Below are 15,190 nucleotides of genomic sequence, written 5' to 3'. Positions count from 1 at the left end.
CCATATTACTCCCTGCTTTAGGAACGTTACTCCGCCTTTGCAGCAATAATTTCCGCGATTTGCACCGCGTTCCATGCCGCTCCCTTGAGCAGATTGTCGGATACGACCCACAAATTCAATCCACGGCTATTGCCCAAATCACGACGTACACGCCCTACGAATACGTCAGGTTTTCCAGCAGCTTCGGATGCCAACGGATAAAGCTGGGCAGTAGGATCGTCTACCAGCGTTACTCCAGGTGCGGAAGCCAGCAGATTACGAACTTCTTCTAGATCATAATCATTTTTAAGCTCTACATAGACAGATTCCGAGTGACCATATACAACAGGAATACGAACACACGTTGCCGTTACGTCTACAGAATCGTCACCTAGTATTTTTTTCGTTTCGCGTACCATTTTCATTTCTTCCAGTGTATAACCATTATCCTGGAATTTGTCAATTTGCGGAATAGCATTGAAAGCAATCTGATGCTTTACTGGCAACGAACCTACCGGCAGCAGATCTGGCTGAACTTCATCACCGTTAAGAATGGCTGCGCTTTGACGATTCAATTCATCAATAGCACGGCTTCCAGCGCCGGAAACGGCCTGGTACGTGGATACTATGATACGAGAAATGCCATACTGATCATATAATGGTTTCAAAGCAGCTACCATCTGAATGGTGGAGCAGTTCGGGTTCGCGATAATTCCCTGATGCTCGGCAATTTTGTCGCTGTTCACCTCAGGTACTACAAGAGGAGCTGTCGGTTCCATTCGGAATGCGTTGGTGTTGTCAATGCAAACTGCCCCATGACGAACAGCATGCGGCGCCAGTTCCTTACTCACGTCTCCGCCTGCACTAAACAAAGCAATGTCGATTCCTTCAAAGCTGTCGGGGGTAGCAATCTCTACTGGAATCTGCTGACCTTTAAAGCTAATTAACGTGCCGGCAGAACGAGGCGAAGAAAGAAATTTGATTTTGTCCACAGGAAAATCGCGTTTTTCCAGCAGATTTACGATCTGTTCCCCTACAGCGCCTGTCGCTCCAACGACAGCTACATTAAACTTTCTATTGCTCATCTGGTGTATCTCCCCTTCTCGACTAAAAAACCATTTTTTATTCTGAAAGCATCCACCGTCAACAAGAAATTAGACCCGATGGATTATCGAATCATCTTCTAGGCGAGGGATGCTCAGCAGTTAATTATAGTACTTCATGGGGTCTTGCGTTCCACAATCATCGGCTGAATCTGCCTGCCCTGCAATGCTTCATAGGCAGCCTCGGGAATCAATTCCATATTGGCTACAAGCGAGTTCGGCTTTTTAACTGGATTATCCTGTCCGAACGGCACAAAAAAGATGTTCTTGGCTACTAGTAACTTGGCGATATTGGCAGCATTTAGACCAAGTCCATCATTAGTAGATATGGCTAAAAGAAGTGGACGGCCGTTGCGTAATTGCGCTTGGCAGCCATCAAAACCGGACTGTCCGTCATCGCATTCGCTAACTTGCTCATCGAATTCCCCGTCAAAGGTGCAATCACCAGCACATCGAGCATTTGGGAGGGTCCCAGTGGCTCAGCCTCCACAATTGTAGAAATGATATCATTCCCTGTTATATCTTTCAACTGTTTTTGCCAACTTTGCGAAGTACCGAAGCGAGTATCCGTTGTTAGTACGGTATTGGATATAATGGGAACGACCTTCGCACCCTCATCAACAAAGCGCTGTATAACAGGCATTACCTCTTCAAATGTGCAATGTGAGCCTGTAATAGCATAACCTACCGTTTTCCCTTGCCAACTCATTGTGCATCCCCCCGATCAGGATTATCTTCCATTAACAACTGCACCAGCGTATTCGCTATAATGGTACCAGCAGTTTTGGGAGCAACAATACCGGGAAGACCGGGGGCAAGCATAGCCGTAATTCCACGCTTTTCCGCATACCGGAAATCACAACCGCCTGGGGCGGAAGCAAGATCTATAATCACGGTACTCAGTGGCAATTTAGACAGAATTTGCGCTGTGATAATCATAGAGGGTATCGTATTAAAAATCAAGTCAACTCCCTTTGTCTCATTCGCTAAATCCCTTGTCATAAAAGGCTTCCAACCCATCTCCACGGCTCTCGCTGCATCCTCCGCCCGCCGTACTCCAACTTTCACTTTGGCTCCCAACCCCTGTAGTGCCCTTGCCATGGTAAATCCAGTCCGTCCCATGCCTAGAACCATACAATCTGCACCATGGATCGTAAAATCAGTATGCTGAATTGCCATCATCAGTGCGCCTTCAGCCGTAGGTATAGAATTGTATATGGCCACATCATCTCTCTCCAGCAGCTCAACCAGCTTCAATTCATGCCTGGTACAAATTTCTTTTAAGTACGCTCGCGCCATCCCTGTATATACAACGCAATGCGGTGGAAGAGCAGCAGCATGCTCATTCAGAAACTGGAGCTTTTGTGCTCCGAAAAGTGCATTCACGTTGCCTTCCTCATCGCATCCCACCACTGGCAGAATCAGTGCGTCTGACGATTCCAGCAGCTTGACAGACAATGGCTCTAATGTAACTCCTTTGAGTGGTACTTCGAGCTTGTCAAAGCCGACCACAGTGACAGTAGCATCCATGTCGACACATTTGCGGATTACCTCAAGCTGCCTCGCATCGCCACCCAAAACAACGATGCGCATTCCTGTTAGCATCCGGATCACTCCTTTCCGAGACACGATATGCTTTTATTCTATGCAGATGCCCGGGAAGGGGTGAAAAAACACAAAAAAGCCGCCCCTCTACGGAACGACTTTTATGTGTATGCTTACTCTTAAGCGAGTAATATTGAAGCTTCCTACAAAATGGACAATTGTATTACACTGCATGCAAGTGAACCGTAGACTCAGCGTCCTGTATGACCAAAGCCTCCAGCACCGCGTACAGTTTCAGACAAATGGTCTACTTGTTTTAACTCCACCTCAGGCACAACCTGAAATACCATTTGTGCAATTCGCTCATTGCGCGTAATGGTGAACGGTTCCTCGCCTAAATTGATAAGAAGCACCTTAATCTCTCCACGATAATCTGCATCAATCGTTCCAGGCGTGTTAAGACAAGTAATACCATGCTTGAGAGCCAGTCCACTACGCGGACGGATTTGTGCCTCTAATCCTGCTGGCATGGCTATTGCAAATCCAGTTGGAATGAGACAACGTTTGCCAGGTTCCAGAACCAAATCCTCCTGTACTGCTGCATACAAGTCAAATCCCGATGCAAGCTCTGACATTTTGCGGGGGAGCTCAATATCTTCATTGCCCCCGAGTCTGTTAATTTCAACGTAAGTTAACAAAATAGTCCCTCCTCATATCCTTAACCGCTGAATCGCTCGCTCCGACCATTGACAGAGCAAACGGCTCCGAAAACATCCGATCCAGCACTTTGTTCACATCATCAGCCGTCACTTGTTCGATGTGTTCGATCATTTGATCCAGCGTATAATGCTGACCCAACATTAACTCATTTTTTCCAAGACGGTTCATTCGGCTACCCGTACTCTCAAGGCTTAAGATCAGACTTCCTTTTAGCTGCTCCTTGCCTTTACGAAGCTCATTAGCGTCCAAACCATTGATAGCCACATCTCGTAACAGCTCCAGCGTCAAATCGAGCACATCCTTTGTTTGCTTAGGAGCGGTACCTGCATAGATTGTGAACATTCCACTATCGGCATGGGAGCTATGATAGGAATAGACCGAATAAGCCAGTCCGCGTTTTTCACGAATTTCCTGAAATAAACGTGAGCTCATGCCCCCGCCGATCGCGTTATTCAGCAAAACCATAGCATACTGGAGATCGTCGCCTATTGCAAATCCAGGCAGAGATAGACAAATATGATTCTGCTCCGTTGCTTTCTCATGGTACAAGAGCTGACCGTTAAACGCAGGTACTGTCAGTGGCGAAACGGTTCCGTGATTATCGAAATGCCCAAAATGTTGCTCCAGCAATTCTACAAGACGATCGTCAACATTACCAGCTACACTGATAACTGTATTGTCGATTGTATAGTGCTCCTTCATATAATGGCTGAGATGTGAGCTATCCATAGCTAGCAGGTGATCTTCGGTTCCGAGAATCGGATAAGCCAGTGGGTGTTCGCCATAGGCCGCCCGAGATACAAGATCGTGCACCATATCATCCGGTGTGTCCTCGTACATGGAGATTTCCTCCAAAATCACATTTTTCTCTCTTGCGAGCTCTTCCTGATCCAATTTGGAATTAAAGAACATATCAGACAGTACATCGACTGCGATCGGTAGATGCTCATCTAGCACTTTCGCATAATAGCACGTATATTCCTTCGAAGTGAAAGCATTAACATTTCCTCCGATGGCATCGAATTGCTCAGCGATTTCCTTAGCACTAAAACGCTCTGTTCCTTTGAAAAGCATGTGTTCAATAAAATGAGAAATACCGCTATTGTCCGGTGTTTCGTTCCGGGAACCGGTTTTAACCCAGATGCCGAAAGAAACAGAACGCACGGTTGGAATTTTTTCGATGACCACTCTTAGGCCGTTTTTGAGTTGAATTCTTTCCACGCTTGGCCCTCCTAAACTGAATTGCATACTTTGCCATAATGTTCAATCCTAACAGAAAAAAGACGTTCACTCAACCGGAGCTGGTAGCTGCCGATCAGGGGAAAGCGTCTGACTGACAGTTCCAAGCACAAGTCCTTTACTACGAATGGCATGAATCATACCTTTGAGAGCAGCAGCCGAGGAATCTGTTGGGTGCATCAATATCAGGGAGCCTGACTCAACCTTGCTGTTGATTTTATGAACCACCGATTCCGGTGACGGATGTTTCCAATCTACGGTGTCCAATGTCCACAACACAGTTTTGAGTCCATGCTCTGCGGCTATATCCACTGTTTGTTGATTAAAATCCCCCGATGGAGGGGCAAACCAATTATTTTTGACACCCAAAGTTTCTTGAAGAAGCATTTCCGTCTTTTCGATTTCTTGTACGGCTCTGGCTCGGCTCAAACGACTCATATTGGGATGAGAATAAGCATGATTCGAAAGCTCATGCCCTCTTCTTTGAATTTCCTTGGCAAGTTCAGGATTTTTCTTCAGCCAACTTCCATCAAGAAAAAATGTAGCCTTAACCCTCTCCTGATCCAATGTATTCAGTATAGGCACGATAAACTCATTCCCCCATGCTACATTGATCATGAAGGATACCATCGGTTTTTCAGGATTGCCCCTGTAAATGGGGACATTCCCCAGTTGATTTAAATGTATTTTGGGTGCCAATTGGCGATATACATATTGAATAGGCCGATCTGGAGCTGCAATGGCTTTGCGATATGTAGCATCCAAATCGACTTCCAGTCCGTTATAACCTGGAATAGCCTTCCATACCCTGTCGACCTTGGCATCAACTGGTTCTCTCCGCTGACGTGCTGCTTCTGTCCTTAGTCGCTGCATAAGCGCATTATCAGGCAAAGCTACCACCGCCATCGTGGGTGTAGCTTCAAGCTCTTCGGCTCCTGTAGCGTTTCCATTGCGTAATTGACTAGCGTAGTCACGAACCCCGCTAAACTGCCCGATTACCAGTGTGACGGCTAAAGTGGCTACCACCCACACCGCTCGTTTCACCCTACTCATCATTCCTTCATCCTCCCGCTCGTTTGTCCACATTGTATGCGGGGAGGACAAGATCTATGACGTAGTAAGCTATAGAAGCCCTCTTGGGTGCAGCTTGTGCATATGTATGAAAAAAGAGCCAGAAACGTAGCTCTGCCTCTTTCCAAAAGCTTAATTTATGCTATTCAAATCCCTTATTCTGTACAAACGTATAGAATCCCTATTACAGTAGTTCGCGGTCTCACAACCTAGGACTTAGCAGGAGCTTCAGCCGTCAGTACTGCCTTACGGGACAAATTGACGCGACCTTGCTGATCGATTTCAGTTACTTTCACCGTAATCGTATCACCAATAGCAATGACATCTTCAACTTTGGCTACACGCTCAGTAGACAGTTGAGAAATATGAACCAGACCATCTTTACCCGGTAAAATTTCAACAAATGCGCCGAATTTTTCAATTCGTTTGACTGTACCGATGTAAATCTCGCCGACCACGACTTCTTTTACGATACCTTCAATAATGGAACGCGCCTTCTCATTCATCTCTTGATTTGTAGAAGCGATGAACACACGACCATCTTGTTCAATATCGATTTTCACGCCGGTTTCTTCGATGATCTTGTTGATGATTTTACCACCAGCTCCAATAACATCACGGATTTTGTCCGGGTTAATGTGCATTGTCATAATTTTTGGAGCGTACGGAGACAATTGCTCACGTGGCTTCTGGATCGCTTCCATCATTTTGCCAAGAATGAACAAACGTCCTTCTCTGGCTTGCTTGAGCGCATCCTGTAAAATATTGCGGTCAATACCGTCAATTTTAATATCCATTTGAATGGCAGTTACGCCTTCCGCTGTACCAGCAACTTTAAAGTCCATATCGCCCAGATGATCTTCCATACCTTGGATATCTGTCAGTACGGAAACATGATCTCCATCCTTAATCAATCCCATGGCCACACCTGCAACTGGAGCTTTAATCGGTACACCTGCATCCATCATAGCCAGTGTGCTTGCACAAATACTAGCTTGTGAGGTCGATCCATTCGATTCCAGTACTTCGGAAACCAGACGGATCGTGTACGGAAATTCAGTTTCGGAAGGAATTACTTTGGAAAGCGCACGCTCACCAAGAGCACCATGTCCGATTTCACGACGACCTGGCGCGCGCAAAGGACGAGCCTCACCTACGCTGAATGGAGGGAAATTGTAATGATGCATGAAGCGTTTGGTTTCTTCCAGATCAATACCGTCTAGAATTTGTACATCCCCTAGAGCACCAAGAGTACAAACGCTAAGCGCCTGCGTTTGCCCGCGTGTAAATAAGCCTGAACCGTGCGTACGCGGCAAAATGCTAGTGTCACTTTCAATTGGACGAATTTCGTCAAGCTTACGACCATCAGGACGCACTTTATCATGCGTAATCAGACGACGGACTTCTTCCTTAACGATATCATAGAGAACTTCGCTCACATCACTCAAAAGCTCAGGTGTCTCTATGTATTGTGCTTCAAAATGGGCAACGGTCTCTTCATTAACGGCATCAATCGCCTCTTGACGGGCATGTTTTTCTGCAATTTTAACAGCTTCCACCAAACGATCAGCTGCATAAGCACGTACTTCACTGTTCACTTTTTCATCAACAGCATGCAGCTTAACCTGCATTTTCTCTTTACCTGCTACTTGCACCAATTGTTCAATAACTGCCACAATGTTCTTAATCTCATCATGTCCGAACATAATAGCTTCGAGCATAACTTCCTCTGGAATCTCATCGCCTTCTGCTTCTACCATCATAATGGCATCTTTTGTTCCAGCTACAACGAGATACAGATCGCTTGCGTTCTGCTGTGCAATATCTGGATTAATTACAAATTGTCCGTTTACACGACCTACAGCAACCCCGCCAATTGGACCGTTAAAAGGAACATCCGAAATACTGAGTGCTGCCGAGGTTCCAATCATGGCTGCAATTTCAGGTTCACAATCCTGATCAACACTCATGACTAGGTTTAACACCTGCACATCATTACGGAAACCTTCAGGGAACAATGGGCGAATTGGACGGTCTGTCAAACGACTGGATAAAATCGCCTTTTGACTCGGGCGTCCTTCACGCTTAATAAATCCGCCAGGAATTTTCCCCACAGCATACAATCTTTCCTCATAGTTCACGGTCAGCGGAAAAAAGTCCAAATCTTTCGGTTCACGGGAAGCGGTCACAGTACACAGCACAACTGTTTCTCCGTAACTCACCTTAACTGCCGCATTGGCTTGTTTTGCAAGACGTCCTGTTTCAAGCACCAGCTTTCTTCCGCCGAGTTGCATTTCTACGCGTTGCTCCATGGTATCCCTCCATTTCATTTCATTGTAAAAGTTCTATACACATCCAGTATTTCCTGCGCAGGTCTTATTCATAAGAAGCTCACAGACAAAATAGGATATGTAATTCAAAAAAAAGATTCCTCATTTCAAAAAAGAACCCGGCTGCTGTCCGCCGTCGCCTTAGCAGGGACAAGCGGTGAACAACCAGGCTTCTTTTCTCATTACATGTCTGAAAATTAACGACGCAGTCCGAGACGCTCGATCAACGCACTGTAACGTTTAACATCAGTCTTCTTCAGGTAAGCCAAAAGTTTACGACGCTGACCGACCATTTTCAACAACCCGCGGCGGGAGTGATGGTCTTTCTTGTGCGAACGAAAGTGACTTTGCAAGTTGACGATGTTTTCAGTAAGGATAGCGATTTGTACCTCAGGTGATCCTGTATCGGATTCATGAGTTTTGTACTCCTCGATCAATTGCTGTTTACGCTCTTGAGTCAATGCCATCCTGTTCACCTCCTTCATTATAATCGCCATTAGCCTCGTAACCGCCGGTGAAAGCGGACAACCAAGCTAAGGTTCATCGTTGTTTACACAACATAAGTCAGTATAACACAGCGCCTGTCTTATGTAAATAAATTAGCCCAACAGCTTTTTAGCCGTTTGTGCGTCATTGCCAATTTGGCTGATCAGCTCATCCACTGAAGAGAATTTGCGTTCAGGACGGATGTAATGGTGAAGCTCAACAAGCACAGGCTCCCCATAAATTTGTTGATTAAAATCAAAAAGATGTACCTCAAACGACGGATTCAGCACACCTTCATGAAACGTAGGCTTAACTCCTACATTCATTACACCATTTATCCAATGATCACCCACGAGCGCCCGTACAGCGTACACACCCTTAACTGGAATGACATATGAATCATCCAGCTTGAGATTAGCTGTCGGAAAACCAATTGTGCGTCCGCGCTTCTCTCCATCCATCACAGTACCCTGGATACGATAAGGGCGTCCCAACCAGCGTGACGCATGTGCTAAATCCCCCGTCTGTAAAGCACGGCGAATGCCGGAGCTGCTTACCTTATCCCCATCCAGTTCGAACGGTGGTACAGTGTAAACAGACATCAGCTCCCCTCCCAGCTTCCGAAGCGTATCCTCATGCCCGGCTCCCCGGTGGCCAAACCTAAAATCAAAACCTACTACCGCCGTTCGAATTTGTAATGGAAGCAGCACGTCTGTTATAAAAGCCTCCGGGCTAACCTTGGAAAACTCTTCGTTAAAACTTAAAATATAAAGTACATCCACACCCATATCGGACAGAATAGTCTGCTTATCCGCAAGCGGTGTTAAATAACCTTCATAATCGCCTTTTTTCATGACTTCCTTCGGATGAGGGTGAAATGTCATGACAGATACTGGCACATTCTGTTCATGAGCGAGCGCGACAGCCTTACGTATTACGCTTGCATGTCCCAGATGAAGGCCGTCGAACTGGCCGATCGCCGTGACTTGTGGACGTCCCCATTGCTGCAATAACTCATCACTCAAAGGATAAGATAACGATACGGTAATCATATTCATTCACCTGCATTTCACATCATTTGACTAACTTCGTCAAAAATTATAGCACAATTCAAGGTGAAAAACGTCTATCAGCATAATTTCACGGAAGCCAAGCCGTGCCTTGGGGAAGATATCTGGCGTTTATAGTATGGTTCAGCACCGCTGTAATTTTATAAATTCTATAAACTTAAAAAAACTTTAATTGGGGCGATTGCACCTGATTCATCCCGTCCATATATGCCTAAAAACGTTTTATCCTCTTTATATAATCGGAAAGGTTGGTTGTCTGTCACTGGTGGTGTAATCATACTCAGCGACAGGCGTTGGCCTTGCAGAGCTGCAGCTGCCTTAGCTTCAGCCACTGTATGCTCAGGCATATAGTCAATCGCTTTATCGGTGGCGATAAGCCGCTCACCCAGGCTACCCTCGGCTACATAGCGCTCAATTTCTTCAAATGTTAAACAATGTTCCGCAGAAATTCCCGCAGACATCGTTCGCTCCAGCTTAACCATTGTTGAAGGATATCCCAATTCACGGCCAATATCAACACATAGTGTACGGATATAAGTACCTTTGGAGCACAAAGCACGAAAAGAAATATCCACATGCGGCCCCATCTTCGCAAATCCTGTCATTTCCAGCTCATAAATGCTCACTTCACGGCTTTTACGCTCCACAGTTTTGCCTTCTCGAGCCAGCTCGTATAGACGTTTTCCATCTATTTTGAGAGCAGAGTACATGGGTGGGACTTGGGAGATCGTACCAACGAAACGTTCCAGAACCGCTTTGGCTTCCATTTCGGTAACCTCAACCGGACGTTCGCTCTCTTCTGTAATTGTCCCAGTCAGGTCTTCGGTATCAGTGGCAATGCCTAATCGCAGTGTAGCCCGGTATTCCTTGGGCCGCTCTTGCATGTACTCCACCACTCGGGTGGCGCGTCCCAGACACAAGGGCAGAACACCAGTTACCTGCGGATCTAGCGTCCCAGTATGTCCGATTCGCTTCATCCCCAGTAAACGGCGAGCCTTGGCCACGACATCGTGAGAAGTAAATCCAGCAGGTTTATAGACAGGTAGAACACCTTCCCAAGTTGCCTGTCCCTTCTTTATTGGGTTCATAGCTCAGACTTCACCCGCCCTACAACGGTCTCAATGATATCTTCTAGCTTACCCTCTAGCCGACAGCCAGCCGCACGTACATGACCACCGCCTCCGAACGATTGAGCGAGCGCAGCTACATCAACGTTCCCTGCCGATCTCAAACTTGCCTTGGTCGCTTGATCATTAATAACTTTAAAGAAAATGCCTACTTCAACCCCACGAATATTTCTTGGATAATTCACGATACCTTCCAAGTCCTCATTTACAGCACCGCATTCCGTCATATCATCAGGTGTTACAACGACCCAAGCAACTTTACCATCCTCTGACATCGTGAGCGTTTGCAATGCTTTGGTCAGCACTTTCATTTGGGGAAATGTCATTTCCTCGAGCAATTTCTCGGACAAAAATGGGCCATCAACACCATAAGCAAGTAGTTGCGATACCGTAGACATCACTTTCGGTGAAGTGTTGGAGTAGCGGAAGCCTCCCGTATCCGTTAACAACCCTGTATATACAGCTGTTGCTACTTCTACATCCCAAGTTACTGCAAACTTTTCCAATAAATCAAAAAGAATTTCCGCTGTTGCCGCAGCATCTGACTTAATCACATTAATTGCACCATAAGCGTCGTTCGTTGGATGATGATCAATATTCAGAATAATGGCATCTTCCGTAAAAAACTGCTCTGTCAAACCAACACGACGGTAATCCGCACAATCTACACAAATGATTCGGTTGTATTTCCGTTCTGGCGGTTGTTGACTCATATCCATAATCTCATCGGCATGCCATAAAAAATCCATGCGTTTAGGAATAGGTCCCTCATTCAGCATGGTAAATTTCTTCCCCAGACATGAGAGAAGCCAGCCCACCGTTACGGTGGAGCTGACTGCGTCTCCGTCCGGCTGTACATGCGATACGATCAGGTAATCATCATGCTCCAGAATAAATTCCTTCGCTTGTTGAAGCGCCTGTTCATAGGTATGCATTGCCGTCTCCTTTACATTCAGTTATGGTTCTTCAGACTAACAAAAATCCCTATTTCTCATCCTTGTCGATATCACTCAACAGCTTTTCAATTCGGCTGCCATAAGCAATAGATTCGTCAATTTTGAAAATCAGCTCAGGAATATGGCGAAGCCGTATCCGTTTGCCAAGTTCAGAACGAAGATAACCGTTCGCTTTGTCCAGCGCCTTTAGAGAAGAAGTTTTTTGTTCTTCATCTCCAAGTACGCTCAAGTATACTTTCGCTTGGGACAAATCGTTTGTGACATCGACACCAGTCACCGTAATAAAACCGATACGTGGGTCTTTTAATTCGGTCTGTATGAGTAGGCTTAGTTCTTTCTTAATCTGTTCGCCAACTCGACCTGTACGTATTTTAGCCATGGGTGTTCACCTCTCTGCCGTTAGCGCTCCACTGTTTCCATGACGAACGCTTCAATAATGTCGGATTCCTTAACATCATTATAACCATCAAGGGTGATACCACATTCGTAACCTTGGGCAACTTCTTTTGCGTCGTCCTTAAAGCGTTTCAGTGAGTCGATTTTACCTTCAAAAATAACGATACCGTCACGGACCAGACGTGCTTCTGCTGAACGAGTAATTTTACCAGACGTTACCATACAACCAGCAATCGTACCGACTTTAGTAACTTTAAACACGTTACGAACTTCAGCGTGACCAATCACATTTTCTTTATATTCAGGGTCCAGCATGCCTTTCATAGCCTGCTCGATTTCTTCAATGACATTGTAAATGACGCGATGTAGACGAATGTCCACTTTTTCAGCTTCTGCTGTAGACTTCGCCTGATTATCAGGACGAACGTTAAAGCCAATAACAATGGCATTGGATGCCGCAGCCAAAATAATATCGGATTCAGTGATTGCACCTGCACCACTGTGAAGGATTTTGACGCGTACACCTTCAACTTCAATCTTGTTCAAGGAGCCTTTCAGCGCTTCGACAGAACCTTGTACGTCACCCTTAATAATGACATTCAGATCCTTCATCTCGCCATCCTTGATGTGTTGGAACAGGTCATCCAGCGTTACGCGGGTATTACTGCCCAGATCGGATTGACGTTGTGTAATCGCACGTTTATCAGCGATAGCACGAGCTTTACGCTCATCCTCGAACACCATGAACGGATCGCCTGCAAGTGGAACTTCTGTCAAACCAGTAATTTCAACTGGTGTGGAAGGACCTGCTTCCTTAAGACGACGGCCTTTATCGTTGACCATGGCACGTACACGTCCGAAGCAGTTACCTGCTACGAATGCGTCGCCGACTTTCAGTGTCCCGTTTTGAACGAGAATACGGGCTACAGAACCGCGACCTTTATCCAGCTCAGCCTCAATAATAGTACCACGTGCCCGTTTATCAGGGTTCGCTTTGTACTCATTCACTTCAGCTACGAGCAGGATCATTTCGAGCAAGTCTTCCAGACCCATTCTTTGTTTAGCGGAAACGTTAACGAAAATTGTATCGCCGCCCCACTCTTCGGGCACCAATTCATATTCTGTAAGTTCCTGCTTTACTTTGTCCGGGTTGGCATCCGGTTTGTCGATCTTGTTTACAGCAACGATTATTGGTAGACCTGCTGCTTTTGCATGGCTAATGGCTTCAACCGTTTGTGGCATAACACCGTCATCAGCTGCAACCACAATAATCGTCATATCTGTTACTTGAGCACCACGTGCACGCATAGCGGTAAAGGCTTCGTGACCCGGTGTATCTAAGAAAGTGATTTTTTTGCTGTTAATTTCAACTTGGTATGCACCAATGTGCTGTGTAATACCACCAGCTTCGCCACCTGTTACATTCGTGGAGCGAATGGCATCCAGCAAAGTTGTTTTACCATGATCGACGTGACCCATAATGGTTACAACCGGTGGACGTGTTCTCAAATCCGCTGGATCATCATTTTCTTCCACAGTTTCAAAACGATCTTCTTCCACTGGGATTTTCACTTCTACCTCGACGCCAAAGTCACCAGCAAGCAAGAGAATGGTATCCATATCCAGTTCTTGGTTGATGGTCGCCATTGTTCCGAGCATAATTAGCTTCTTGATGACTTCTGACGCATCCTTATGAAGAAGCTTGGCTGTTTCACCAACAGTCATCTCACCACGCACAATAATTTTCTTAGGCGTGTTGTCGATTTTCTCGCGACGCTCCTGTTGTTGACCTTTACCACGGTTGTTGAATTTGCCGCCACGATTGTTTCCACCGCGGTTGTTGCCTCCACGGCCACCGTTACCACCCCGTCCTCCGCCTTGACGGTTATCGTCAAAACGTCCTTGACCGAAACGGTTACCGCTGTTGTTGGAGTTACCACCTGTACGGTTGCCACCACTGCGGTTGGAATTGTTGCTTCCTGCGGAAGAAGAAGTTCTTACTGCCGCACCACCCTGGCTGCTTCCCTGAGGACGCGAACCTGTGTTATTGCTACCGGTACGCTGTTGTCCTCCCTGCTGTTGACCATTACTGCGGTTCTGAGTGCCTTGCTGGCCGCTTGGTCTACTAGAACCTTGTTGACTGCGGTTTTGACCGCCCTGCTGACTGCTTTGCGCTTTTGGAGCGCTACTTCGGTTACTGTTTTGGTTGTTGTTTGTCCTATTCATACTTACCTGCTTTTCCTGTTGATTTTTGGTTTGCTCCGTTGAATGATTACTATTCTGGCTTGAACCGGTCTGATTCGAGCTTACTTGCGCCGTGCCTGCTTCGCCTTGCTTGACCGCAGCATTGGATTTAATATTCTTAAAAAAGTTTTCCACTTTACCTACGGCATCATGTTCCATGACGCTCATATGGTTGTTTACGGGAATATCCAGCCGTTTAAGAATGGTGATAATTTCTTTGCTGCTCATGTTCAACGATTTGGCGTATTCGTATACCCGCACTTTGTCTTTGCTTTCTTGTTTACTCAATATACTCCACCTCCGACATTATCCCCGCATGTTTCATGATCAATTTCGCGAATCCTTGATCCGTCACAGCCAGCACGACCCGTTCAGGTTTGCCGATGCTGCTTCCCAAGCTTTCCCGGTCAAATCCTATCAATAAGGGGATTTTGTACGTCCCGCATTTGTCGCGGAATTTCTTTTGAGTATTCATTGAAGCATCTTTCGCAAGAATGACCAGCTTGGCTTCTGAAGACCTGATCGCTTTATAAACGATCTCATCACCTGTTAGCAGCTTGCCAGCTCTCATGGCAAGCCCCAATCCAGACAGCGCCTTATTCATCCTGCACGCTGCCTTGTGCCGCCAGGAATTCTTCCTCGACGGCAGCAAAATCACGACTTAGCTGCTCATAAATATCAGGATGGACCGAGTGCTTCAATGCTCGATCCAGTGCCTTGCTCTTTTGAGCCAGCTTGAAGCAGGCGGCTTTGCCGCACAAGTAAGCGCCGCGTCCCGACTTTTTGCCAGTCAAGTCAATCAACACTTCGTCTTCAGGGGTTTTGACGACACGGATTAACTGTTTCTTTGGCATCATTTCATGACAGGCGACACATTTGCGCAAAGGTATCTTTCTCTGTTTCATGCATTAACCCCCCCTACAC

The 15,190-nt window shown here is 46.2% G+C and carries 14 protein-coding genes and 1 pseudogene; all 15 read right to left on the bottom strand.

What is annotated here, in order from left to right; all coding sequences use genetic code 11:
* Window positions 1-26: 26 nt before the first annotated feature.
* A complete protein-coding gene (locus tag C400_RS0119630; RefSeq protein ID WP_016820991.1) occupies window positions 27-1,064 on the bottom strand; it encodes an aspartate-semialdehyde dehydrogenase in 1,038 nt (345 codons plus the stop codon).
* Between the two features lie 134 nt (window positions 1,065-1,198).
* Window positions 1,199-1,791 (bottom strand): annotated as a pseudogene (locus C400_RS0119625) (dipicolinate synthase subunit B).
* Window positions 1,788-2,687, bottom strand: a complete 900-nt coding sequence (gene dpsA / locus C400_RS0119620; RefSeq protein ID WP_016820989.1) for a dipicolinate synthase subunit DpsA — start codon at window positions 2,685-2,687, stop codon at window positions 1,788-1,790. The pseudogene C400_RS0119625 and the gene dpsA overlap by 4 nt, the downstream one beginning before the upstream one ends.
* A gap of 191 nt (window positions 2,688-2,878) precedes the next feature.
* Window positions 2,879-3,325: a dUTP diphosphatase gene (gene dut, locus C400_RS0119615; RefSeq protein WP_016820988.1), complete on the bottom strand. Its 447-nt coding sequence runs from the start codon at window positions 3,323-3,325 to the stop codon at window positions 2,879-2,881.
* Entirely contained in the window at window positions 3,309-4,568 is a 1,260-nt protein-coding gene (locus tag C400_RS0119610) for a M16 family metallopeptidase (RefSeq protein ID WP_017427946.1), read from the bottom strand. The genes dut and C400_RS0119610 overlap by 17 nt, the downstream gene beginning before the upstream one ends.
* A 66-nt stretch (window positions 4,569-4,634) precedes the next feature.
* Entirely contained in the window at window positions 4,635-5,642 is a 1,008-nt protein-coding gene (locus C400_RS0119605; RefSeq protein ID WP_017427945.1) for a polysaccharide deacetylase family protein, read from the bottom strand.
* A 224-nt stretch (window positions 5,643-5,866) separates the two neighbouring features.
* Entirely contained in the window at window positions 5,867-7,969 is a 2,103-nt protein-coding gene (gene pnp / locus C400_RS0119600; protein ID WP_016820985.1) for a polyribonucleotide nucleotidyltransferase, read from the bottom strand.
* A 215-nt stretch (window positions 7,970-8,184) separates the two neighbouring features.
* Window positions 8,185-8,454 (bottom strand): 30S ribosomal protein S15, encoded by a 270-nt coding sequence (rpsO, locus tag C400_RS0119595; protein WP_007430074.1) that lies wholly within the window; start codon window positions 8,452-8,454, stop codon window positions 8,185-8,187.
* Between the two features lie 132 nt (window positions 8,455-8,586).
* Complete coding sequence (locus C400_RS0119590; RefSeq protein WP_016820984.1) at window positions 8,587-9,525, bottom strand: bifunctional riboflavin kinase/FAD synthetase; 939 nt, start codon at window positions 9,523-9,525, stop codon at window positions 8,587-8,589.
* A 167-nt stretch (window positions 9,526-9,692) separates the two neighbouring features.
* Window positions 9,693-10,631: a tRNA pseudouridine(55) synthase TruB gene (gene truB / locus C400_RS0119585; RefSeq protein ID WP_017427943.1), complete on the bottom strand. Its 939-nt coding sequence runs from the start codon at window positions 10,629-10,631 to the stop codon at window positions 9,693-9,695.
* Window positions 10,628-11,605: a DHH family phosphoesterase gene (locus tag C400_RS0119580; RefSeq protein WP_016820982.1), complete on the bottom strand. Its 978-nt coding sequence runs from the start codon at window positions 11,603-11,605 to the stop codon at window positions 10,628-10,630. Before C400_RS0119580 ends, truB begins: the two co-directional genes overlap by 4 nt.
* A gap of 49 nt (window positions 11,606-11,654) precedes the next feature.
* Window positions 11,655-12,005 carry a 30S ribosome-binding factor RbfA gene (rbfA, locus tag C400_RS0119575; RefSeq protein WP_013370723.1) on the bottom strand — a complete coding sequence of 117 codons (351 nt, stop codon included), beginning with the start codon at window positions 12,003-12,005 and terminating at the stop codon, window positions 11,655-11,657.
* Window positions 12,006-12,025: 20 nt separating this feature from the next.
* Window positions 12,026-14,554, bottom strand: coding sequence for a translation initiation factor IF-2 (infB, locus tag C400_RS0119570; protein WP_017427942.1), 2,529 nt, complete (start codon window positions 14,552-14,554; stop codon window positions 12,026-12,028).
* A complete protein-coding gene (locus C400_RS0119565) occupies window positions 14,547-14,870 on the bottom strand; it encodes a L7Ae/L30e/S12e/Gadd45 family ribosomal protein (RefSeq protein ID WP_007430068.1) in 324 nt (107 codons plus the stop codon). Before C400_RS0119565 ends, infB begins: the two co-directional genes overlap by 8 nt.
* Window positions 14,863-15,171 carry an RNase P modulator RnpM gene (gene rnpM / locus C400_RS0119560; RefSeq protein ID WP_007430067.1) on the bottom strand — a complete coding sequence of 103 codons (309 nt, stop codon included), beginning with the start codon at window positions 15,169-15,171 and terminating at the stop codon, window positions 14,863-14,865. The genes C400_RS0119565 and rnpM overlap by 8 nt, the downstream gene beginning before the upstream one ends.
* Between the last annotated feature and the right edge of the window lie 19 nt (window positions 15,172-15,190).

It is taken from the genome of Paenibacillus sp. ICGEB2008, assembly GCF_000307675.1.
In the GTDB taxonomy this organism is placed as follows: domain Bacteria; phylum Bacillota; class Bacilli; order Paenibacillales; family Paenibacillaceae; genus Paenibacillus; species Paenibacillus polymyxa.
This window is presented reverse-complemented; position numbering and strand designations above follow the sequence as displayed.

Excerpts from the sequence above, each read along its gene's own strand:
- C400_RS0119630 (WP_016820991.1), bottom strand. The coding sequence starts at position 1,064 with ATGAGCAATAGAAAGTTTAATGTAGCTGTCGTTGGAGCGACAGGCGCT.
- dpsA (WP_016820989.1), bottom strand. The coding sequence starts at position 2,687 with ATGCTAACAGGAATGCGCATCGTTGTTTTGGGTGGCGATGCGAGGCAG.
- C400_RS0119605 (WP_017427945.1), bottom strand. The coding sequence starts at position 5,642 with ATGATGAGTAGGGTGAAACGAGCGGTGTGGGTGGTAGCCACTTTAGCC.
- pnp (WP_016820985.1), bottom strand. The coding sequence starts at position 7,969 with ATGGAGCAACGCGTAGAAATGCAACTCGGCGGAAGAAAGCTGGTGCTT.
- rpsO (WP_007430074.1), bottom strand. The coding sequence starts at position 8,454 with ATGGCATTGACTCAAGAGCGTAAACAGCAATTGATCGAGGAGTACAAA.
- C400_RS0119590 (WP_016820984.1), bottom strand. The coding sequence starts at position 9,525 with ATGATTACCGTATCGTTATCTTATCCTTTGAGTGATGAGTTATTGCAG.
- truB (WP_017427943.1), bottom strand. The coding sequence starts at position 10,631 with ATGAACCCAATAAAGAAGGGACAGGCAACTTGGGAAGGTGTTCTACCT.
- C400_RS0119580 (WP_016820982.1), bottom strand. The coding sequence starts at position 11,605 with ATGCATACCTATGAACAGGCGCTTCAACAAGCGAAGGAATTTATTCTG.
- rbfA (WP_013370723.1), bottom strand. The coding sequence starts at position 12,005 with ATGGCTAAAATACGTACAGGTCGAGTTGGCGAACAGATTAAGAAAGAA.
- C400_RS0119565 (WP_007430068.1), bottom strand. The coding sequence starts at position 14,870 with ATGAATAAGGCGCTGTCTGGATTGGGGCTTGCCATGAGAGCTGGCAAG.
- rnpM (WP_007430067.1), bottom strand. The coding sequence starts at position 15,171 with ATGAAACAGAGAAAGATACCTTTGCGCAAATGTGTCGCCTGTCATGAA.